This is a genomic window from uncultured Campylobacter sp., assembly GCF_938045205.1.
In the GTDB taxonomy this organism is placed as follows: Bacteria; Campylobacterota; Campylobacteria; order Campylobacterales; family Campylobacteraceae; genus Campylobacter_B.
Genome location: NZ_CALIMY010000025.1, coordinates 1 through 20,634, shown reverse-complemented (window position 1 = coordinate 20,634; position 20,634 = coordinate 1). Strand labels below are relative to the sequence as shown.

The following is a 20,634-nucleotide window of genomic DNA, read 5'->3' as shown; positions in this document are numbered from 1 at the left end:
TGATTAAAAGAGTGGATGGCTAGATAGATGCTTTCTTAAATGCCTTTTAAAAGCAAAGCTACATAAGAATATCCCCAAAATTTGCTATCTGCAATAAGGATCTGCTTTAGCAAAAGAATGCTCCTAAAAGTTATAAAAAGCATATTTAAGCGCGATGAATAATGGATTTTCTAACGTAGGTTTGACCTAAAAGTTATAAAAAGCATATTTAAACGGCACTTAGCAAAAAGAGAAATATCCCTGCAATCGATAAAAAGCTGATTTGGTTGAGAGATTTAAGCTGCCTATATATATGAAACTCATGGATTTATGGAATTAACAGATTAAATGGGCTTACTAATAGCTTTAGTATATCTGAAATACGTAGTAAGCTCGTCCCGGTTATTTTCTAGAGACTTAGCTATATTAGAAAATCCTCTGTATGTTTATAGTATTTGTCCGTTTACGGCAAGAGCTTTGCTATATCCATGGTATTTGCCGTATATATTACTTTCTTAAGCTTGTCGGATGTATTCTGTTCAATCAACAACTGCGCAAACCTTCAAAGAAGCTATTCTTCAACCCATCTCTCCCCTTAAAATTTAAACCCCAACCCCTTTAAATAACCTAGCCACCATGTTAGAACCCTACGAGTATTCTCAACATTCGTAGCTTTGTTATAAATCTTTTGTATCTCTCTTTGTGCATGAAAAAGGGTACGTTCAATGCTATAAGGATCCAGCTTGTTCTCATGGATTTTTTCATAAGCGAAGGTTTCTAGTATCTTTCTAAAAGAGTGAAAGACCAGTCTATTCTTAGCTATTACGGGAGCATAGGTTTTAAGTGCTTTAACTAAAGTCATATCGCTTAATACTTCGCCTTGCGTATTAGCAAAGCATAGCAAGCAGCTGCTATTATGAGCGTGTAACCTTTGCAGCCATTGCCCTACTTCTCTAGGAAGCCCTAGATGTTCATCTCCATTGCTTTTTACCTTATTCTCATCTTGTGGAAATAGTAAGTAGTATTCTCCATCATCACCCACTTTTAAATGCTCATGGGTTAAATTTCTTACGTTTGAGCTTCTTAGCCCGGTAAGCAGTCCAAAGATCAAAGCGTTTTTAACGCCTATTTGATGAGGATAGTTCATGATAAATTTAATAAGTACGGTTAAATTCAAGTCATCTTTTATATAAGGGTATTCGCTATGGCGAGGTATATTATAAAAGTCCTTAAACACCTCTTCTGCAAATAATGGATTTTTAGAAATATCCCTTATGCGAGCATATCGAAATAGCCTTTTAATGAGTTTGAATAAAATTTCTAAGGAAGCGTATTTTTCATTATCGTAATAATAATCCAGTATCGGCATAATATCCTTTTTGCTTATCTTGTTTATATCTTTGTCGCAAATATCCTTTAAAGCTTTAAAGCTCATATCTCGTCTTTTAGAGGTTGCTAATGCAACATTGCCGTTATGTCTGCAAAATTGCCGATAAACGCTTGCCAGAGTACTCTTTGGGGTGGCTAGCTTAGTAGAACCGTCTACTATTAAACCTTTAAGCGCTTCTTTGGCTGCATTAAGACTTATCTCATCTGCATTACCTAAAGACTTAATCAGCTTGCCGCCTATGCAATAGTGATAGTGCCTATGGATTGTTTGCTCTCCCTTTTTATTAAATGAGCGGTAAAATCTAACTGCTATATGCTCATCTATCATTTCCACCATAGTATTTTTGCGATGAGGCAGGGAGAAATTTCTGATCACTTTATCGGGGTCCGTTTTAAAAGACGGATCGTCTTTAATTTTAGAAAAAACCTTCATAACTGCTTATCCTTTAAAATTTAATATAGTTTCATAGGACAAATTATAAAAGTTTCCAAAGAGCTTAGCAAGCTTAAGAGCTACTATACATTTTTTAATATATAGTAGTTTCTCTTAAACCGCCTGTATAATCTAGCGTTTTTAGCATTTGAAATTTTTTTGAAAAAATTTGAAAAAGCCGTAAAACAGGGCTTTTAAAAAAATCAAAAAACTAAAATTAGGGGGGAAATTTGATAGATGGTGTCCTGCGTTGGATTCGAACCAACGACCCCCTCATTAAAAGTGAGATGCTCTACCTACTGAGCTAGCAAGACATCGTAAGAAGTGGCGCGACGAATGGGGCTCGAACCCACGACCTCCGCCGTGACAGGGCGGCATTCTAACCAGCTGAACTACCGTCGCACCAAAAATCACACTCGCAACGCAAGTGCTAAAGAAGTATGAAATCCAAGGATTTCAAAATGGTGGTCGCTGTAGGGATCGAACCTGCGACATCCACCTTGTAAGGGTGGCGCTCTACCAGCTGAGCTAAGCGACCGTTTGGGTTTAAAAAAGAAATGTGATTATATATCCAATACGATTAATTTTCACTTAAACAATGATGAAAAGACTGAAATTGTGCTATACTTGCGACATAAAATTTTATCAAAGGCTCGGTAAATTTAGATGAAAAAGTTGGTTTTCGCCCTGTTTTTAGCGCTTCAAGCCCCCGCTTACTCGCCGAACGAGATCGTAAATGCCATCGCCGCCGTTGCGCAAAACGAAGGGGTAAAGCCTGAAATTTTATACACTATCGTCAAAATCGAAAGTGACTTCGAGCCCTACACGATCTCCTTTTTGACAAACAAAGCAAACGCCGATTATTTCGCGAGCCTGCGCAATCAAAATATCCGCATCAAGACGAGCAACTATAGCCTAAATTCCAGCAAATGGGTCGTTACGATCATACCGGCGAACGAAATTTACGCCGTGCAGATCGCCAAGTATCTGTACGAGGACGGCTTTAGCATCGACGTGGGACTCGGGCAGCTAAACGCCGTAAATTTCAGCCAAAACGAGATCGATTATATATTTAATCCGATGTACAACCTCACAAAATGCGCTAAAATCCTACGCAAATGTTGGAACGCCAAAGACAAAAATATCAAAGACACGATCGAGTGCTACAACTACGGCATGCGCAAACGCTACTCAAACCCCTACTACAAGCGCTTTTACGAACATTACGAGAAATTTTTCGGCAAGCCCTATTAAGAGTTAGTAAAATTTCGCTAAAATCGCGCAAATTTTAAAAAAGGATATCTCATGATACTGATCGCAGGACCCTGCGTGATCGAAAGCCGCGAGCTGATAATGAAAGTCGCGGAAAGTTTGCGCAAATTTAACGAAATGAGCGGGGTGGAATTTTACTTTAAAAGCAGCTTCGATAAAGCTAACCGCACCAGCATCTCAAGCTTCCGCGGCCCAGGATTGCAGCGCGGCTGCGAAATTTTAGCCGAGGTAAAGGAAAAGTTCGGTTATAAAATTTTAACCGACATCCACGAGAGCTACCAGGCGGAGCCCGCCGCACGCGTCGCCGACGTACTGCAAATACCCGCGTTTTTGTGCCGCCAAACCGACCTGCTCGTCGCCGCAGCAAGCACGCAAGCGGTAGTAAACATCAAAAAAGGTCAGTTTTTATCGCCGCAGGCGATGAAACACAGCGTCGAAAAGGTGCTGCAAACTCGCAGCGCACGGGCTTATACCCCGCAAAGCACCGCGGCATCTGGCGATACAAACGCCGCTCAAAACAGCGCCTGCTCCGACGATGCCGAAATTTGCGGCGTGCAAAGCGGCGCTCGAAGCGGTGCGAATGACGGCTCTTCCGCGCTAGGCGCGCAAAATTCTTGTGGCGCACGATCGGACGCGCAAAATTCCGCCCATGCTTGCGATGCTTCGAGTGCCGCGAATTCTGCTCAAAGCGCGCCGCAGCCAAGCGGCGAAGGTATGCACGATCTGGCGCGCCGCTACGGCGTTTGGCTCACCGAGCGCGGCAGCACCTTCGGCTATGGAAATTTGATCGTCGATATGCGCTCGCTGCCGATTATGCGCGAGTTTGCGCCGGTCATTTTCGACGCGACGCACAGCGTGCAGATGCCTAGTATCGGCGCTACGAGCGGCGGCGACTCGCGCTTCGTGCCGTATCTCGCGCGAGCGGCGGCGGCTGTGGGCGTGGACGGATTTTTTTACGAGACGCACCCAGATCCCGCTCATGCGCTTTCAGACGGGCCGAATATGCTAAATTTACAGCAGCTCGAGCGTATCGTAGCGCAGACGCTCGCAATTCAAAAAGCGCTCGGATTTTAAAATTTTAATATATTGGCAAAACCTGCTTTTTCTTGATGCCTATTGAAAGGCAGTTTGAAATTTTAACGCTCGCCGGACGGGGGTTAAAATTTTTATAATACACGCATGGTTCGCACCTAAAAATGTAAAAACATCTAAGCATAAATTGATAACTTATCGTGGCGCTTGATCATTATCTGTTTTGTCAAAGAATTCAAACTTTCAAGTTTATAAATTTTTAAACCTCAAATTTAAAAATTTCGCCCACCTCGACGCCTAAAATTTTTGAAATTTTATAGATATGCTCAAGATTGAAGTGTTTGTCGTAGCGGCAGCTCTCGCAGTTTGAGTAAAATGCGACCGACTTTATATCCATACTTAGCGCCATATCTAGCTGGCTCATACCCTTGCTTTCGCGTAGTTTACGGACGTTGGAGGAGATTTGCAGATAAAAATTTCGTATCTCGTCGCCGTCAAAAAAAGCTAAATTTTCACTCATTTTTTTATCCTATAGGTAAAGTAAAAATTAAACTTTATTTGGATAGAATCCGCAAATCTATATCCTATAGGATAAGTAATTAGTAAATTTCTAGAGAAAGGAGAAGAAATGAGCGCCACTATAAATCAATATGAAAAGCTATTCGGCAAAATTGATGAAGTTGTCGCAGGCCGAACTTGCGCTTGCTTTTGCTCATGCAGTTGTGGCATGTGCGTATGCTCGTGCCGCGGTCGCAGAAGTGAAAACGACGAAATTGCATGGGAAATATGCTAAAAATTTATCGGCGAACCGAACTCCGCCGATACTATTTCAAGAATTTTTATGATTTTTTCAAAATATGGCTTCGCCTTTCATGTAGGTAATGATGTAGCACTATATAACTCTTTAAGGATGAAGCCGATCTATTTAAGCGATAACAAATTTAAGAAAATAAAAGAGACCGTTGACAAAAATGTGAAATTATCACAAGATTTAAAATGCGAAATCGACGAATTGATAAAGTATAAAATTTTAGTCAAAGAGGGCGATGACGAAAAAATTTTGAATTTTGTAAAATCGGTTATTCCTCAGCCGCAAATAAACGTATGCTATTTTATTTTAAGCGAACAATGCAATCTGGCTTGTAAATATTGCTTTTTAGGCAACAATAATCAAAAAAAGAGAAAGCGTTTCAAAAAAGAAAATATGAGTAAGCAAACGGCAATGGATGGAATTTTATTTTTCATAAAACAACTCGAAAGTGCAAATTTCGATGAAAATTCCAAGCCTACCATTTTATTTTACGGCGGCGAACTACTTTTAAATTTTAAGACACTTGTTTTTATAGTAAATAAAATTAACGAGCTTAAAAAGAGCTGTAAAGTTTTAGAAAAAGTTGAATTCGATTTGATTACAAACGGGCTCTTATTAAACAAACAAAGGCTTTTAAAGCTAAATGAACTTGGCGTAAATATCGGTATTTCGATAGATGGTTGTAATAACGAAACAAATAAAATGCGCGTGGATATCGGCGGAAATTTTGTATTTGAAAAAATTATACAAAAGCTTGATTTGGCAAAGTCACTTGGGGTTCCGGTTTCGCTTTCCGTAACGCTTACGTAAGATAGTATCAAAAATAAAAAAGATATGCTTGAGCTTGTCAAAAAATACAATATAAAAGGCTTTGGTTTTAATATTTTAATGTCGGACAAGAATATCTCAGATTTACATTATCAAAAAACGAGTGAGTTTTTAATCGAAATGTTTAAAGAACTACGCAAACTTGGAATTTATGAAGATAGAATGATGAGAAAGGTAAAATCCTTTGCAAAATCAAGCGTTTATTTTTCGGATTGTGCAGCTACAAGCGGCGGACAGATTGTAATTGCGGCAAACGGAAATGTGGGAATTTGCCAAGGCTGTTTGTATGAGAGGAAATATTTTGTAACAAATGTTTTGGATGAAAATTTTAATCCGACGACCAATGAAATTTGGCAAAGATTTCGCCATCTCTCGCCGCCCGAAAAGAATGAATGTCAAGAATGTGAAGCTCTTGGCATTTGTGGCGGCGGCTGTCCGATAAGTGCAGCAAACGAAAAAGCAGGCAATACGATTGATTCTTTGGATAGGAGATTTTGTATTCACGCAAAAGAGAGTTTAAAATTTCTGATCTCCGACCTGCATAGGATCGTAACAAAAGGCGAAAATAGCGAAATTTATGAAAAATGTGAAGTTGAGAAGTTAACGAAATAGCGTTTTACAAATCGTGAATATTTTGTATAATTTTAGCATTATGGCGTTATTGATAACCTTCAAGAGCTTATAGCCAATTTAGGCATTTTATCTAAAATTTTGTTTTTATCGATATAATGCGACTTCTTGACCTTTTCGTCTAGTGGCTCAGGACGTTGCATTCTCAGTGCGAAAACGCGTGGTTCAAATCCCGCAAGGGTCGCCATTATGGACTTATACAAGCCTCTTGATTTTAAACGATAAATTTATCTATGATTTTATCATGGACTTTCATACAAGCCGTCCGATTTCAAATAATAGATTTTATCTGCGATTTTATCGATGAAGCTTTTATCGTGCGAAACGATGATCTCGCTTACGTCAAGCTCCGCCAAAATCCCCGCCACACGCTCCTGCATCGCCTCATCAAGCGCCGTCGTAGGCTCGTCCAGCAGTAGTATCCTAGGCTCGCACACCAGCGCGCCCGCAAGCGCCACCAGCTTTTTCTCGCCGCCGCTTAGATGAAAGGGCACCCGCTCGCGTAGATGCTCGATTCCCAAGCGCCGCAGCGTTTCAAGCACCTTACGCTCGATCTGCTCTTCACTTAAAATTTCAAGCTTTTTTAGATGATCGTTTTCGCTGCCCTGCCTTAAAATTTGCGCCTTACGACCAAAAAATTTAGAAAAAATTCCACGCCTTTTCTCCGCATTTCGTGCTTGTTTTAGCCGCTCATTTTGTGCACGCAGGCTAAATGCGACGTCCTCAAACACGCTCGCGCACAAAAATTGATCGTCGCTGTTTTGAAATAAAAACCCGATCTCGTGGCGAAATTTTGCAAAATCCTCTACACACTCAAGCTTCTCGCCGAAAAGCTCGATCTCACCCTCGCCCCATTGCCTTAGGCCGCCTAAAATTTGAAGCAGGCTCGTCTTGCCCTGCCCATTTGCACCCAAGATCGCCATTTTTTCCTTATGCCCTACGCTCAAATTTACGCCGCGAAAAATTTCTCGCTCGCCGTTTTTAGCGCTTAAACCCAGCGCCTTAAGCGAGCAGCTCATAAGATAGCTCCGATTTTAACAGATACGCACGCCAGCACGAATGCCAAAAACGAGGCTTCCGAGACGCTTAAAGCCTCGCGACGTTCGTAAAATAGCCTACCGCAAAACCCTCGCGCGCTCATCACCAGGCTTAAATTTCTCGCCTGCTCAAGCGCCGAAATCGCTAAAATTCCAACTAAATTTGCATAAATTTTATAGGTAAAAATTCCGCTCGTCCCTACAAATCCGCGCATGCGCAAAAGTGCTTGCAGCCTCGCCAGATCCGAGCGTAAAAAATTTACGAATCGCCCGCAGCAATACACCAAAGAGCTTAGCTTTTCGCCGAATCCTAGCCCGTAAAATCCGCGCGCGAAAAAATATTCATCCTTGCCGTAAAATAGCAAAATCGCAAACGCCATTATCAAATTCGCGCGCAAAAATATCACGCCTGCAAGCTCGTAGTTGCCGACTATGGCGGGGCTTAATGCACTTAAAATAGCAAAGATATTTAATACCGCAAGCCTTGTGCAGACCGCACGCGCAATCGAAATTTTAAGCGCAAAAAGAAGCATCGGTGGGGCAAAAAACGCCGCGTAAAGCTGCCCGCTAAGTCCGACGCCGAAGCTGAAGATAAAAAACGCGAGCAGCGATACGGCGGGGCTCATTTGCGCGCTCTTTTCGCTAGCCACATTAAGCCGAAAAAGCCGAAAATCAAGACCAAACAAAGCGCGATTTTAGGCGCCTCGGCGGACTGGCTTTGAAACGCCATGCTCCTAATATCGCTCTTAGGGCTTTCTTTTGGCGAAATGCTTCGCGAGGCGGAATTTTGCAAAGGCTCGGAAGTGCTTGAAATTTTATCTTTAGACACACTGCCTTTCGGCGCAATATTTTCGGGCGCGCTGCCTTCGGACGCGGAATTTTTAGCGGCGTTCAAATTTTGCGGCACAGGATTTTCAGAAACGTCAGAATTTTGCGGCGTGGAATTTTCAGGATCACCGGAATTCTGCAGCGCAAAGTCCTCGGCGTTAAATTCCATCTGCGCACCATGCCCTGCACCTCCGTAAATTTGAATAGTAAAATTTTTAGCTGGTATGCGTATGCTCGCAAGTCCCTCTTTATCGGTCTTAGTGCGCAAAATTTCGCGCCCGTCCGCACTGATTAAAACTTCGCACTCCATGCAGGGAGAATTTTTATAAAAATAGCTATAAATCGCTACCCTATCGCCCTCTTGCGTCGCGAAAAGATGAAGCGCGTGCGAAAATGCAAAAGATGCCAAAACCGTTAAGAAAAATAGCGCTCTCATTGCCTCTGTCCGCCGTAAAATTTCGCAATAAAGCTAAGCGCAAAAAGAGTGATGATCCCTTCCAAAACAGCTAGAATTGCGCCTTCGAGCGAGATAAGCGTCGCGATAGCAAAAAACTCCCGTCCGCTGATGAAAAGCACGAGATCAAGAAGCAGCATCGAGCAGACGATCGGCACGAAGCCCGCCAAAAATAGATAAATTTTTTGCGTGCGCACTTTTAGCTCTTGCGCTTTTGCGGCGGCGGCAAAGAGCCCGCCCAAAACCGCCGGAAAGCCGATAACTGCGGTATTTACGCCGAGCACGCTAAGCCCTCCGAAGCCGAAAAACACCCCTTGCAAAAACAGCGCGACGAAAATCGCCAAGATCGCGCGCGAGCCCAAAAACGCGCCCACGAGCCCGCTTAGCATCAGGTGCATGGAGCTGACGCCCACAGGCAGGTGCACAAAAGAGGCGACGAAAAATAGCGCGCTAAAACATGCGATCCTAGGGATTTCAGACTGCCTTACGCGCCATAAAATCACCGCCACGGCAGGCGCCGTAACCGCCCAGCCAGCTAGCAGCACGGGCGCGCTCAAAACTCCTTCGCTAATGTGCACGGCTCGCCTCCTTTAAATCGCTCCCGTTTTTTAGACGCGCAAAAACGCGGGAGCTAGTTAAATTTAAGGCATTTGCGACCTTTGCGATAACCGCTTTGATTACTACAGGCCTTGCTTTTACGGCTTTAGTCGCGGCAAAATTTGCGGCTGTAAAACTCGCAGCTTGCGTCCTATTTGCGGCGGCTGTCAGCGTAAGACTCGGAGCGGCCTCAAAACTGCTTGCGAAACCAGTAAATTTGATAAATTTTACAGCTTGCATGGCGCAAGAATTTTCGCTTGCTACATTTGCAGGAGCGGCGAGCGGATTTTTCGACGCAAAATTTAAAGCCCTGAGCGATCTTGGTGCGGCGTTCGCGCGACAAGGCAGAGCTTGCAGAATTTTAAGAGGCAAACTTTGTAAAATTTCAAAAAACGAAATTTTACGTGCTGGTATTTTAAGCTCATAAATCCATGGATATGAAATTTTGCGGCTCGAAGCTCCTAAGCGCGGATTTCTACCAAGCAAAATTCCACGCAGCAGAGCTCCGTTTCTTAAAATTTTGCTCGGCGGAATTTTGACATTTAAAATTTTAGCCGCAGAATTCGCTGGAAATTTTACATCGCCAAGCAAAACGTACGAAAATAAAATTTCAAAGCCCTGCTCAAGCGTAAATTTAAATTTATCCGCAGCCGCGCAAATTTCGCCCGAAAAAAGAGATCTCACCGAGCCGCTCCTTTATTTTTTCAGCTCGTCCGCCTTGATCCAAAGCACGGCGCCCAGCTCATTTACGGGCTGCTCGCTTCCTTTGGCGGCTTTCTCCTCGCTAAGAGCCGCGAAGCCCCACCAGCCGGCAACCGGCATCACGAAGCTAAATTCGCCCGCGCCGTTGGTTTTAACGACCTGCGTGACATGCGCCTCGCTAGGGGCTTTGTAGCCCTTATCGTTATATAGCTCGATCTCCACGTCCGCGCCTGGGACGGGCCTTCCGTGCAATAAAAAAACTCCGCTAAATATCTCGCCCGCATACAGCGCATAAGGCCGCACTAGCGGCACGATCTCCGCCTCTAGCCCGAGCGGCTTATCCCAGCCTTCGCCCGCGTCGTAAGCATCGACGTAGGTTTTGGTGATATGGCGGATCATCTTCTGTTCAGCCGGCTCGGCATAGGGTCTCGGATCAAAATAAAACGCTAAAAGCGATGGCTTGTCAGCTTTAAATTCCGCCGCGAAATAGGAATTTTCGCCTTTTTTTTGCTCTTTTAGACCGCCTAGGAGCGATTTTTTCTCGCCGTCAATAAAAACGCCGAATTCTGCGGGCTTTTGTAGATTCATAGATTCCTGTAAAAACGGATGAGAGAATTCCAAATTTAGCTTCACGATAGCGTCTTTTTGATCCTCTACGACATTTTTATCCGTCGTAAGAACGCCGAAATGTGCGAACGCAAGGCTAGCCGCGATGATTCCTAAAAAAGCAAATTTTGCCTTCATGTAATACCTTTCATAATAAAATATTACGGAATTGTATCACTTTTTTTCATCCGTATTGCTTAAATGTGGGTTTATTTTGAGTATTTAAAGCAAACTTTAGTTAAAATGTCGCAATTTAAATTACCAAAAAGAGGCAGAAAATGATAAATTTAAAACTTATCGAGACGAATTTCGATGAATTTAATAAAAAACTCATCGCCAAAAAAGTCCCGCCGCAAACTCTGCAATCGCTACTGGATGCCTACAACGAGCTAAAATCCAAAAAGACGGAGCTAGAGAATCTTCAGGCCGTGCAAAATGCAAAGAGCAAGGAGTTAGGTCTCGCCGCGCGCGAAGGCAGGGACGTAGGCGCGCTAAAATCGCAACTTGAGGAAAACAAGCAAAAGATCCAGAGCCTAAGCGAGCTCGTAAATGAGCGCGAACAAAGCTTAGAAGCGATCGCCGCGTGCGTGCCGAATATCATCGACGACGACGTGCCGATCGGCGCGGACGAGAACGAAAACGTCTGTATCAAAAAGGTGCTGCAGCCGCGCGCATTCGACTTCGCGCCCAAGCAGCACTTCGAGCTCGGCGAGGCGCTGGGATGGCTTGATTTCGAGCGCGGCGTTAAACTCAGCGGCAGCCGCTTCACCGCGATCCGAGGTCTTGGCGCGAAGCTGAATATGGCTCTCATCAACTACATGATCGAATTTAATAGCTCGCGCGGCTTCGAGCTCGTAAATATGCCGTTTTTGGTACGCGATCAGATCCTCTACGGCACGGGTCAGCTGCCTAAATTTAAAGATGACCTCTACCGCGTCGACGAGGAGGAGCAAAACCTCTACCTCATCCCTACGAGCGAGGTTACGGCAACAAATCTCTTTAACGACGAAATTCTACGCAGTGAGGAGCTGCCGATCAAGCTCACCAGCTACAGCCACTGCTTTCGCAAGGAAGCGGGTTCGGCGGGGCGCGATACGCGCGGCATGATCCGCCAGCACCAGTTCGAAAAGGTCGAGCTCGTCGCCATCACGCGCCCAGAGGATAGCGCAAAGATGCTTGAGGAGATGATTTCGTGCGCGAGCGATCTGCTAGCTAGCCTCGGCCTTCCGCACAGACACATGCTGCTTTGCAGCGGCGATCTTGGCTTTAGCGCCGCAAAGACCGTGGATTTGGAGGTTTGGCTGCCGGGGCAGAACCAATACAGAGAGATCAGCTCGATCAGCAACTGCCGCGATTTTCAGGCGCGCAGAGCCAAGATCCGCTTCAAAGACGGCAAGAAAAACAGCCTCGTTCATACGCTAAACGGCTCCTCGCTCGCGGTCGGCCGCACGCTAATCGCGGTAATGGAAAACTACCAGCGCAAAGACGGCAGCATCGAAATTCCGCGCGTTTTAGAAAAATATATGTAGGCGGCCCGTGCGAAAGCCTTACAAAAACCCAAATTCTAACGCCCGATTCGCAGCTGCGGGATTTTGCGCGGAAAAATTTAGAAAGCGCGGCGTTAAATTTTTCGTGCTGCAAAACGCAGGATTTTTTGCAACAAAATTTGACGAAGCGAAATTTTGCAGCGTAAAATTTCATAAAGCAAGATTGTGCCGCGCAAAATTTGCGGCGGATGGTGCGAAACAGCGCGGAGCGGATGCGTGAAAATCGCGCTTTTCGGCGGCAGTTTCGATCCGCCGCACGCAGGACACGACGCCGCGGTAGGGGCGATCTTATCCGCCCTAAAGCCCGATTTGCTGGTCATAATGCCGTCGTTTCTAAACCCGTTTAAAAAGAGCTTTTCGGCGCCTCCGCAGCTGCGGCTTAGATGGTGCCGCGCGCTGTGGAGCGGCGCCCCAAGCGTAGAGGTGAGCGATTATGAAATTTCGCAAAACGTGCCGGTACCTACGATACAAAGCGTGAAATTTCTGCTCGAAAAATACGGCGGAAACGGCAAAATCGCGGCGGAGGCGGCAGCTGAAACTGATGTAATTCTACAAAACGGCACGGCGGATCAAATTTCGGTCGGCAACGAAAGCGAAACGGGCGGAATTTCGCAAAGTAAGGTAGATAAAATTCCTCACGACGACACGAATGAGGCGGGCAGTGCAGGAGATGTTAGCAAAATACGAAGCGTAGATAAAATTTCAAATGCGGACGAAGTTTCAAATGTCGCCGCAAGCAGAATGTCCGGTGCCGTCATGAGCGAGGTTTCAAACTTTGTAGAGAATAAAATTTCGAGCGCGAGCAAAATTCCGAATACTGAGCGGAACGAAATTTCAAATGTAGGCGAAATTCCAAGCGCTACCTCAAGCGAAATTTCAAATGCCATTGCGAGCAAAATTCCAGGCGCAGGTAAAATTATAAGCGGCGACGTAAACGGTTCAAATTACGCGGATTACGCAAGCGATGCGAGCGGCGCAGACACCGCACCAAAGCTCTACATCGTCGTGGGTGCCGACAACCTAGCAGAGCTTCATAAATGGCGCGACTTTAGCGAGCTGCAGAAATTAGCGGAGTTTGCGGTGCTTACGAGGCCCGGTTATGAGATCCCGCGGCAATGGGCGAGCCTAAGGCGGATCGAGATTACCGTAGATGCAAGCTCAAGCGGTTTTAGGCGAGATTTCAAAGGCGAAATCCCGCCCAAGATCGCAGCAGAGGTCATAAAATTTTATAAAAGGAAAGATATGCAAGATCCAAAGCAAAGGGCGGAGCGGATCGCCGAAATTTTAAACGAAAAGAAAGCCGAAGACGTCCAGATCATCGATATGGAGGGGCGCGAATACATCGCGAAATTCGTAGTTATCGCCACTATGCTGACCGCCCGCCACGCAGCCTCACTCATCGAGGAGCTAAAAAGCGTGCTCAAGCCGCTCGGCGAGGAGTTTTTGGCTATCGAAAGCGGCGATGAGTGGAGCGTCGTCGATCTCGGCGACATCATAGTCCATCTCATCAGCGAGACTTACCGCGCCAAATACAATATCGAGGACTTCCTCGACAAGCTCAAAAAAGAGCAATTTTAAGGAGGGAGCGTGCCGAGACAGACCTGGAGCAGCAAGCTCACATATATCTTAACCGTCGCAGGCGCCACGATCGGCTTTGGCTGCACGTGGCGGTTTCCGTATTTAGTCGGCGAAAATGGTGGTGGCGCCTATGTGCTCATATTTTGCATCGCGATGATCGTGCTTGGCATCCCGATGATCTTGGTAGAAAACGTCATCGGACGCCGTGCGCTAAGAAACTGCGTCGATGCCTTCACGGCGCCTAAAAAGGACGGCTCGCGCATAAAGCCGGCATGGAAAATCGTAGGCATCATGGGCGTAATCGGCGCGTTTGGAATTTTAGCCTACTATATGGTTCTCGGAGGCTGGGTGCTAACCTATATCGTAAACATCGTAAGCGGCAACTTCGACCTCTCTGCGCGGATCACAGACCCCGCATTTACGCAGAAATTCTACGCAGATCACATCGAAAATAGTCCGCTCGGTGTCGGAGCTTACACGATCGTTTTCATAGCGATCAACTGGTACATTTTGAAAAACGGCATCATCGAGGGGATCGAAAAATTCGTAAAATTTCTAATGCCAGCGCTATTTTTGTGCTTCATCGCGGTGATCCTTACGAATTTAACGCTGGAAGGAGCAAAGGAAGGCGTGAAATTTTATCTCGGCGTCGATTTTGCAAAGATTACGCCCAAGCTTTTGATCGACGTTTTGGGACAGGTCTTTTTCGCGCTCTCGCTCGGATTCGGCGTCATGATCACGCTATCGAGCTTTTTAAACAAAGACGAGAAGCTGATGCAAACGGCCACCATCACCGCAGTCGTAAACACCCTCATCGCCGTGCTTGCGGGCTTTATGATCTTCCCGTCGCTCTTTAGCGCGGGGCTTGAGCCGAGCAGCGGCTCGTCGTTAGTTTTTAAGAGCTTGCCGATCGCGTTTTCGCACATGCCGTTCGGCAACGCCGTCGCGGTGGTCTTTCTCTCGATTTTGCTCATCGCCGCGCTTACGACGTCGATAACGATCTATCAGGTCATTATAAATTTCGTCGAGGAGCGCTTCGGCTTTTCAACGCTAAAGGCGGTAAATTTAACGCTCGGCGGCGTCTTCGTGCTCGGCAACCTACCCTGCATACTCTCAAGCAGCGTGCTTGCGGACATTAAAATTCTAGGGCGCTCGGTTTTTGACGCCTTCGACTTCGTAAGCGCGAACGTCTTTTTCGTGCTAACGGCGCTGCTGTGCTGCATCTACGTGGGCTGGGTGCTGAAAAAGGACGCGATCTACGAGCTTACTAACGAAGGCGATTTGAGCGCAAGGCTCGCGGGAGTTTGGTTTTTGTACGTCAAATTTATCTTGCCGCTTATCATCGCGGTGATCTTCGGATACGGGATTTTCGGCTAAATTTAAAGCCGCGAGAGTTTTAAATTTAAATTTGCCCACGGCGGAATTTTAAAATTTCATTCGATCTGTTACACACACTGCGGCACATTGTATTGAAACTTGCGGCACGGCGGTCTTGCGACTAGGTGCGAGACACCGCACCGCAGTTATAATATAAATTCAGCGCAGGCGTAGCCTGCCCCTTGTAAAGCGTCGTCGGGAGTTAGGTGGGGTTTGGGGCGGGAAGGGGAGCGACCTCGCAACCGAGGCCCCCTTCCCGCCCCGTAAAAAGCTTGGACGCGTCTAGCGAAGCGGGCGTCAGAATTTTAAAATTTTATCTGCACGTGCCGTGCAAGCGTGATGATAATCGCAAAAAGACGCGGCGGAATTTTAAAATTTCATTCGCCGCCGCGCCTTAAAATTTCCGCGACAGGCTCGCGATAAATTTAAAATTTAGCCGCAATTTAGGGGTTTGCAATGCTTCTATTTTTCCTTACGATCTTTCCGATATCGCTGATGCCGGGCATCAACATGACCTACGCGCTAAATCTCGGCATCGCGCGCGGCTATCTTAGGGCGCTGCCTGCGTTGCTAGCGCAGGTGCTGGGCGTCGCAGCCGTGGCGCTTGCGTGCATATTCGGCGTCGCGGGCATTCTGCTTGCGCACCCTGCGGCGCTTAGCGCAATTAAAATTTTAGGCGGCGCGTATATCTTCTATCTTGGCGTCACGACCTTTTTAGCGCGCGGAAATTTCAAGCTGCAAAAACAGAAGCGCAGCGAAAATATCTTCTTCCAAGGCCTCGTAGTCGCGGTCTCAAACCCCAAGGCATGGATATTTTTTACCGCACTCTTTCCGCCATTTTTGGACGCGGACAATCTTTTCGGCGCGCGCACTTTCGCTCTCGTGGCGATCTTGTGCGCCAGCGAAAGCATCTGTCTTAGCATCTACACGCTGGGCGGAGCGGTGCTAAAAAATCTGCTGAAAACCCATCTGAAATACCTCGAAATTTTCTGCTCGGTGCTGATGTGTGCGATCGGGCTGTGGATGATTTTGGGTTAAATTTTGATTGGACTTGGCGCCCGAGCTTTGATGAATTTTTAAATTTAAAGATAGATTGAAAAGAAATATTGCTTCGGCCAAATTCCGAGAAAAATCCCGAAATTTAGCCGCTAGCTTTGAACTAAAATTTTAAGCGATCAACCGCGTACGCTAAACGACGCAGCGGTTATCGTCCAGGGTTGCCTACGGTGCGTCTAAGTGATTTGCGGGCGGCGTTCACGTCCTCTGCAGCAAATCTGCGTCCATGGCGAACATGCGGCACGTTTAAGCGATTTCGGTGCTACAAATAGTGAGTGCTGTCCTATTCGCGCCGTGTCTGCAGCCAATCCACAGCGAACCTACGGGCGCTTAAGAGATTTCAGCTTTGTGTACTGCGCGAGCCGTATCCGCTCTACTCGGATTATGCGTTTAAATGAATTTTGGATCTGCGGGTAGCACCGCTTCCGTTTGTGGCGTGCACGCGCAATTTAAAATTTACGCAAGCGAAGCGCGACGGACCCAGATTTTTGTATCGTCGCGTGCGCTTAAATTTTAAAATTTAATCTCTGCCGTGAAGCTCGTCGATATAAAATTTCACCGAGCCGAGACCCTCTTTTTTAGCCCATTCGTAGGCGCTTGAGACGAACTCCCAGTTGATGCCTGCGTAGAATTTCTCCAAATATTTCGGACGCGCGTTGTACTCGTCGATGTAATACGCGTGCTCCCAAACGTCCACGACTAGAAGCGGCACGAGCCCTTCGGTCACCGGCGTGGCGGCGTTTTGGGTCGCTTTGATGCAAAGCTTGCCCGATTTCGGATCGTAAGCGAGCCAAACCCAGCCCGAGCCAAAATGCGCCGTAGCAGCAGCCAAAAACTCGCTTTTAAAATCCGTAAAATTTTCCGCCAGCGCCGATTTTAGCTCCGCAGACGGCTCACTAGGCTTTGCGATGCAATCCCAGTAAAAATCGTGGTTGTAAACCTGCGCTGCGTTGTTAAAAAGCCCGCCGCTAGCAGCCGTTACGATCTCGTAAAGCCCCTTGCCCGCAAACTCACCCGATTCGGTAAGTTTATTCAAATTTGCCACATAGGTCGCGTGATGCTTGCCGTGGTGATAATCACAGGTTTCTTTACTTACGACCGCGTTGTGCGCCGCATCGAACGGCAACTCTCTAAGTTTAAACATCTTTCTCTCCTTGAAATGAATTTTGAAGCGATTATAGCCTAAAATTTCTAAACGAATAATAAAATTTATTATTTAGGATTAATTTTAAGATAAATTTTAATCTAAGCCATCACAATCGCGCTTTAAATTTAAAATTTAGGCGATTTCGAATAACCAAAGGCTTTGCTTCTGTCATCATCGTAGCGCTTTTTGAGTGCGGCTGGGCTTACGGGGCTTAAGCGCGCTGCCGGTACGCACGAGCGGCTATTTACCGTCATCTGCGCGATTGCGAACTTTTTATATTCATGCTTGCTTTTAATACATAGCGCGGCGCTCGCATACGTTCTATACGCGGGATCGGCATCCTTTTTATCGTCTTTCTTGAAACGATCGTCGCGCTAGAAGAGGACTCGGAGGTGAGTCTGCTTTGCATATTTTCATACTCACGCTAAGCCTATGAACGGCCATCGATACGATCAGCGCCGTGATGCCGGGCGTATTCCTCCGCTGCGAGAAAATTTCTGCGCGCAAAGCGCCTGTTATTTCTCATAATTTCAAGCGTCGCGATGCTGAAATTAATTTAGAATTTTGGCGAATTTAGCTAAGCTTAGCGCTAAATTTAACGCAAAGGAAAATCATGAAAATCATCGAAGGCTCGCTTGCTCTTAAGGGCAGCGAAAAGATCCTAATCATCAACGCCCGCTTCAACCACATCATCACCGATCGCCTAGTCGAGGGGGCGCACGATGCGTTTTTGCGCCACGGCGGCAAGGAGGAAAATTTAAGCCTGATGCTAGTGCCGGGCGCTTTTGAGATCCCGCTCGCGCTTGAAAAGGCGCTAAGCTTCAAGCTCTACGACGCCGTCGTCTGCCTAGGTGCGGTGATCCGCGGCTCTACACCGCATTTTGACTACGTAAGCGCCGAGGTAAGTAAGGGTATCGCAAACACTATGCTAAAATACGGCGCGCCCGTGACTTTCGGCGTGCTGACTACCGATAATATCGAGCAGGCGATCGAGCGAGCAGGTTCAAAGGCCGGCAACAAGGGCTTTGAAGCGATGAGCAGCGCGATCGAGCTTCTAAGCCTATTTCGCAACATAAAGGCGTAAAATGGCCACCAGACACCAAGCCAGGCTCGCTGCGATCTCGCTGCTCTACTCCCGGGATATGAACGGCGGCGGCGAGGACTTCGCGGACGAATATCTGGAAGAAAAGCGCATTCGCAACGAGCAGCGCAACTGGACACTGGCGCTTCTGCGCGGCGCTAGCGAAAATCTCGCCGCAGTCGATGCGCTGATAGATGAAAATTTAAAGGAATTCAAGCTCGCCGAAATTTCGGCTCTGGAGCGCGCGATACTGCGGCTCGGGGCGTATGAACTGCGCTTTACGGACACCGATGCGGGCATCGTCATCAACGAAGCGATCAACTCCGCCAAGGAGCTTGGCATCTCGCCAAGATTTATAAACGGCGTGCTGGACGCGCTAAAAGATAGCCCCGTAAACATCGCGACGGATAAAATTTCCAAGCCGAATACGGCGGCAGGCGTAAATTCTGAGCTATCATCGACGGCAAGCGAAAATTCCAAGCCCGCTGCGGCGAAAAGCTCCGCTGTTTCGGACAGCGACGATACGGCGAAAAATTTCATTCCCGCAGGCGCGGACGGCGAGACGAAAAATTTTACGAGAGCAAAGAGGAGCGGCACGCCGAAAAATACTACGGCGAGCAGAAGCAGACCGTCTAAAAAGCCCGCTAATTTGAAAACTCGCAGCGCGTCCGCAAAAAAATCCGAATCCGCCGCGAGCAAAAAATTTAAAACGGAGAAGAATTTCAAGACCGGAGATAAATTCTGGACGGAGAAAACTGGCAAAAATTTCAAAACGGGCGAGCGAGGTAAAAATTTTAAGGCAGGCGAACGAGGCAAAGACGCCGCGCCGAAAAAAGAGGGCGCGGATAGAAATTTCAGAGTCGGCAAAAGCACAGCACCGAAAAAGGGCGCTGCGGGTAAAAATACTGCGCCGAAAAGTAGCGCTGGGCGCAAAAGCTCTACTGCGCCGAAAAAATCTGCGGGCGACAGAGGCGCTCTCTCAAAAAGACCAGCAGGCAGCAAAGGCGCAGTACGCGGCAAGGATAAACGGTGAAGCTATGCGTCGCGCTTGATCTGGGCTCAAAGCAGCAGTGCTTACAGCTAGCGGGCGAGCTTGCAGACTTTTCGGATAAAATTTGGCTCAAAGTTGGGTTGCGAACTTATTTGCGCGACGGAGCGGGCTTTGTGGAGGAGCTAAAAAAGCTTGGAAATTTTAAAATTTTCCTCGATCTAAAGCTCTACGACATCCCAAACACGATGGCTGATGCCGCCGAGGAGATCGCTAAGCTCGGCGTCGATATGATAAACGTGCATGCAAGCAGCGGCAAGCGCGCGATGGCGACGGTGATGGAGCGACTGGGCAAGCTAGCTTCGCGTCCGCTAGTGCTTGCAGTCTCTGCGCTAACGAGCTTTGACGAGACCGAATTTAGCGCGGTTTACGAGCAAAATTTAAGCGAAGCCGTGCGCAAATTTGGCGTGATGAGCTACGAAGCGGGGCTTGACGGCATGGTCTGCTCGGCGTTCGAGAGCCGCCTGATAAAGGACGCCACGAGTGCAAATTTTATCACGCTCTGCCCGGGCGTAAGGCCGTTTGGCGAGAGTGCAGCAGATCAAAAGCGAGTAGCAAATCTGGATGTCGCGCGCGAGGCTGGAGCGGATTTTATCGTGGTCGGTCGCCCGATCTATCGAAGCGCCGATCCGCGCGAAATTTGCGAGCGAATTTTGGGTCAAATTTAGCGCTCGAGCCTGCGTAGAATTTGGTGAAAAATTATTTTAAGCATGGTTTTAGCGCGAAAGAAATTTTAATTAAATCATCGCACAAAGGCGGCTCGGATGACGTCGAAGCGCCGCTGCCGTCTTTTTACAAAATCCGTTGGAGTTTGAAACAAACGTATCAGATTTTTGCATTTGGCGCAAGGCGGAAGCGTAAATTTACTCCGTTTGGGATTAAAAACGTTTAAGCTTTACCGCGCCCAAGCTCCCTGCTAGCTTGCAGATAAAATTTCCGACAATGGGCGCAGCGGCGGGCGTCTTAACACTAAAAAGCGGCGCGCATAAGCGCAGCGGCGGCCCGGCGGCGAGGTAAAATTTTAAAGATTTTTCGCATCCCGTGGATAAAATTTTAAAATTTGCCTCACACGAGTGAAATTTTGAAATTCCGCACTCTCAAGGGCTTTAAAATTTTGTCCAAATGGCGAGTCTGGCGAAATTTGAATAAAGATTGGAGTAAAATTTGAGTAAAGGCGCGAGCGATTTTAAAAAAATCCCCTA

At 46.8% G+C, this 20,634-nt stretch carries 20 protein-coding genes, 4 tRNA genes and 1 pseudogene; 13 read left to right on the top strand and 12 right to left on the bottom strand.

Translation table 11 applies throughout. From position 1 onward, the window contains the following. Window positions 1–574: 574 nt before the first annotated feature. The 4 genes from Q0198_RS01340 to Q0198_RS01325 form a co-directional block, all read right to left on the bottom strand. A complete protein-coding gene (locus tag Q0198_RS01340) occupies window positions 575–1,801 on the bottom strand; it encodes a tyrosine-type recombinase/integrase (protein WP_297894137.1) in 1,227 nt (408 codons plus the stop codon). A 238-nt stretch (window positions 1,802–2,039) separates the two neighbouring features. Continuing rightward, window positions 2,040–2,115, bottom strand: a tRNA-Lys gene (locus Q0198_RS01335). 11 nt (window positions 2,116–2,126) lie between these two features. Next, window positions 2,127–2,203, bottom strand: a tRNA-Asp gene (locus tag Q0198_RS01330). Window positions 2,204–2,263: 60 nt separating this feature from the next. Continuing rightward, a tRNA-Val gene (locus Q0198_RS01325) sits at window positions 2,264–2,339 on the bottom strand. 128 nt (window positions 2,340–2,467) lie between these two features. On the opposite strand from Q0198_RS01325, the gene Q0198_RS01320 reads away from it, so the two are divergent. Both Q0198_RS01320 and Q0198_RS01315 read left to right on the top strand, forming a co-directional pair. Further along, the gene (locus Q0198_RS01320) at window positions 2,468–3,055 is read left to right on the top strand and encodes a transglycosylase SLT domain-containing protein (RefSeq protein ID WP_297894134.1); all 588 of its coding nucleotides are present in this window, start codon (window positions 2,468–2,470) and stop codon (window positions 3,053–3,055) included. Window positions 3,056–3,106: 51 nt separating this feature from the next. Beyond that, on the top strand, window positions 3,107–4,147 hold the full coding sequence (locus Q0198_RS01315) for a 3-deoxy-8-phosphooctulonate synthase (RefSeq protein WP_297894131.1): 1,041 nt from the start codon (window positions 3,107–3,109) through the stop codon (window positions 4,145–4,147). Between the two features lie 217 nt (window positions 4,148–4,364). Here the strand turns inward: Q0198_RS01315 and Q0198_RS01310 are convergent, their stop codons facing one another. Beyond that, window positions 4,365–4,625: a helix-turn-helix transcriptional regulator gene (locus Q0198_RS01310; protein WP_297894129.1), complete on the bottom strand. Its 261-nt coding sequence runs from the start codon at window positions 4,623–4,625 to the stop codon at window positions 4,365–4,367. Between the two features lie 321 nt (window positions 4,626–4,946). On the opposite strand from Q0198_RS01310, the gene Q0198_RS01305 reads away from it, so the two are divergent. The 3 genes from Q0198_RS01305 (at window position 4,947) to Q0198_RS01295 (ending at window position 6,561) form a co-directional block, all read left to right on the top strand. Then, on the top strand, window positions 4,947–5,726 hold the full coding sequence (locus Q0198_RS01305) for a radical SAM protein (RefSeq protein ID WP_366111769.1): 780 nt from the start codon (window positions 4,947–4,949) through the stop codon (window positions 5,724–5,726). A 24-nt stretch (window positions 5,727–5,750) separates the two neighbouring features. Further along, window positions 5,751–6,356 carry an SPASM domain-containing protein gene (locus Q0198_RS01300; RefSeq protein WP_297894128.1) on the top strand — a complete coding sequence of 202 codons (606 nt, stop codon included), beginning with the start codon at window positions 5,751–5,753 and terminating at the stop codon, window positions 6,354–6,356. 128 nt (window positions 6,357–6,484) lie between these two features. Continuing rightward, a tRNA-Glu gene (locus Q0198_RS01295) sits at window positions 6,485–6,561 on the top strand. Between the two features lie 55 nt (window positions 6,562–6,616). Here the strand turns inward: Q0198_RS01295 and Q0198_RS01290 are convergent. From Q0198_RS01290 to Q0198_RS01265, 6 genes are read right to left on the bottom strand one after another with little or no spacing between them, the layout of a single operon-like run. Next, window positions 6,617–7,393 (bottom strand): ABC transporter ATP-binding protein, encoded by a 777-nt coding sequence (locus Q0198_RS01290; protein ID WP_297894126.1) that lies wholly within the window; start codon window positions 7,391–7,393, stop codon window positions 6,617–6,619. Further along, complete coding sequence (locus Q0198_RS01285; protein WP_297894124.1) at window positions 7,390–8,037, bottom strand: energy-coupling factor transporter transmembrane component T; 648 nt, start codon at window positions 8,035–8,037, stop codon at window positions 7,390–7,392. Before Q0198_RS01285 ends, Q0198_RS01290 begins: the two co-directional genes overlap by 4 nt. After that, window positions 8,034–8,675, bottom strand: coding sequence for a hypothetical protein (locus Q0198_RS01280; RefSeq protein ID WP_297894123.1), 642 nt, complete (start codon window positions 8,673–8,675; stop codon window positions 8,034–8,036). The genes Q0198_RS01285 and Q0198_RS01280 overlap by 4 nt, the downstream gene beginning before the upstream one ends. Beyond that, window positions 8,672–9,271 carry a cobalt transporter CbiM gene (gene cbiM / locus Q0198_RS01275; protein ID WP_297894121.1) on the bottom strand — a complete coding sequence of 200 codons (600 nt, stop codon included), beginning with the start codon at window positions 9,269–9,271 and terminating at the stop codon, window positions 8,672–8,674. Before cbiM ends, Q0198_RS01280 begins: the two co-directional genes overlap by 4 nt. Next, window positions 9,261–9,974 carry a hypothetical protein gene (locus Q0198_RS01270; protein ID WP_297894119.1) on the bottom strand — a complete coding sequence of 238 codons (714 nt, stop codon included), beginning with the start codon at window positions 9,972–9,974 and terminating at the stop codon, window positions 9,261–9,263. The genes cbiM and Q0198_RS01270 overlap by 11 nt, the downstream gene beginning before the upstream one ends. A 12-nt stretch (window positions 9,975–9,986) precedes the next feature. Continuing rightward, window positions 9,987–10,736 (bottom strand): DUF4198 domain-containing protein, encoded by a 750-nt coding sequence (locus tag Q0198_RS01265; protein ID WP_297894117.1) that lies wholly within the window; start codon window positions 10,734–10,736, stop codon window positions 9,987–9,989. 140 nt (window positions 10,737–10,876) lie between these two features. On the opposite strand from Q0198_RS01265, the gene serS reads away from it, so the two are divergent. The 5 genes from serS (at window position 10,877) to Q0198_RS01240 (ending at window position 16,138) form a co-directional block, all read left to right on the top strand. Further along, the gene (gene serS, locus Q0198_RS01260; RefSeq protein ID WP_297894114.1) at window positions 10,877–12,127 is read left to right on the top strand and encodes a serine--tRNA ligase; all 1,251 of its coding nucleotides are present in this window, start codon (window positions 10,877–10,879) and stop codon (window positions 12,125–12,127) included. A 7-nt stretch (window positions 12,128–12,134) separates the two neighbouring features. Continuing rightward, the gene (locus Q0198_RS01255; RefSeq protein ID WP_297894111.1) at window positions 12,135–12,365 is read left to right on the top strand and encodes a hypothetical protein; all 231 of its coding nucleotides are present in this window, start codon (window positions 12,135–12,137) and stop codon (window positions 12,363–12,365) included. After that, window positions 12,362–13,723 carry a ribosome silencing factor gene (gene rsfS / locus Q0198_RS01250; protein WP_297894108.1) on the top strand — a complete coding sequence of 454 codons (1,362 nt, stop codon included), beginning with the start codon at window positions 12,362–12,364 and terminating at the stop codon, window positions 13,721–13,723. The genes Q0198_RS01255 and rsfS overlap by 4 nt, the downstream gene beginning before the upstream one ends. A gap of 9 nt (window positions 13,724–13,732) precedes the next feature. After that, complete coding sequence (locus Q0198_RS01245; protein WP_297894106.1) at window positions 13,733–15,100, top strand: sodium-dependent transporter; 1,368 nt, start codon at window positions 13,733–13,735, stop codon at window positions 15,098–15,100. Between the two features lie 456 nt (window positions 15,101–15,556). Then, window positions 15,557–16,138, top strand: a complete 582-nt coding sequence (locus tag Q0198_RS01240; protein WP_297880533.1) for a LysE family translocator — start codon at window positions 15,557–15,559, stop codon at window positions 16,136–16,138. A gap of 538 nt (window positions 16,139–16,676) precedes the next feature. Here Q0198_RS01240 and sodB read toward each other — a convergent pair. Then, on the bottom strand, window positions 16,677–17,300 hold the full coding sequence (gene sodB / locus Q0198_RS01235; protein WP_297894104.1) for a superoxide dismutase [Fe]: 624 nt from the start codon (window positions 17,298–17,300) through the stop codon (window positions 16,677–16,679). Between the two features lie 616 nt (window positions 17,301–17,916). Here sodB and ribH point away from each other — a divergent pair. From ribH to pyrF, 3 genes and pseudogenes are all read left to right on the top strand, one after another. Next, window positions 17,917–18,387, top strand: coding sequence for a 6,7-dimethyl-8-ribityllumazine synthase (gene ribH / locus Q0198_RS01230; protein ID WP_297894102.1), 471 nt, complete (start codon window positions 17,917–17,919; stop codon window positions 18,385–18,387). A 1-nt stretch (window position 18,388) separates the two neighbouring features. After that, window positions 18,389–18,763, top strand: a pseudogene (nusB, locus tag Q0198_RS01225) (transcription antitermination factor NusB); the annotation flags it as partial. 650 nt (window positions 18,764–19,413) lie between these two features. Next, window positions 19,414–20,100 (top strand): orotidine-5'-phosphate decarboxylase, encoded by a 687-nt coding sequence (gene pyrF / locus Q0198_RS01220; protein ID WP_314793147.1) that lies wholly within the window; start codon window positions 19,414–19,416, stop codon window positions 20,098–20,100. The last annotated feature ends 534 nt before the right edge of the window (window positions 20,101–20,634 follow it).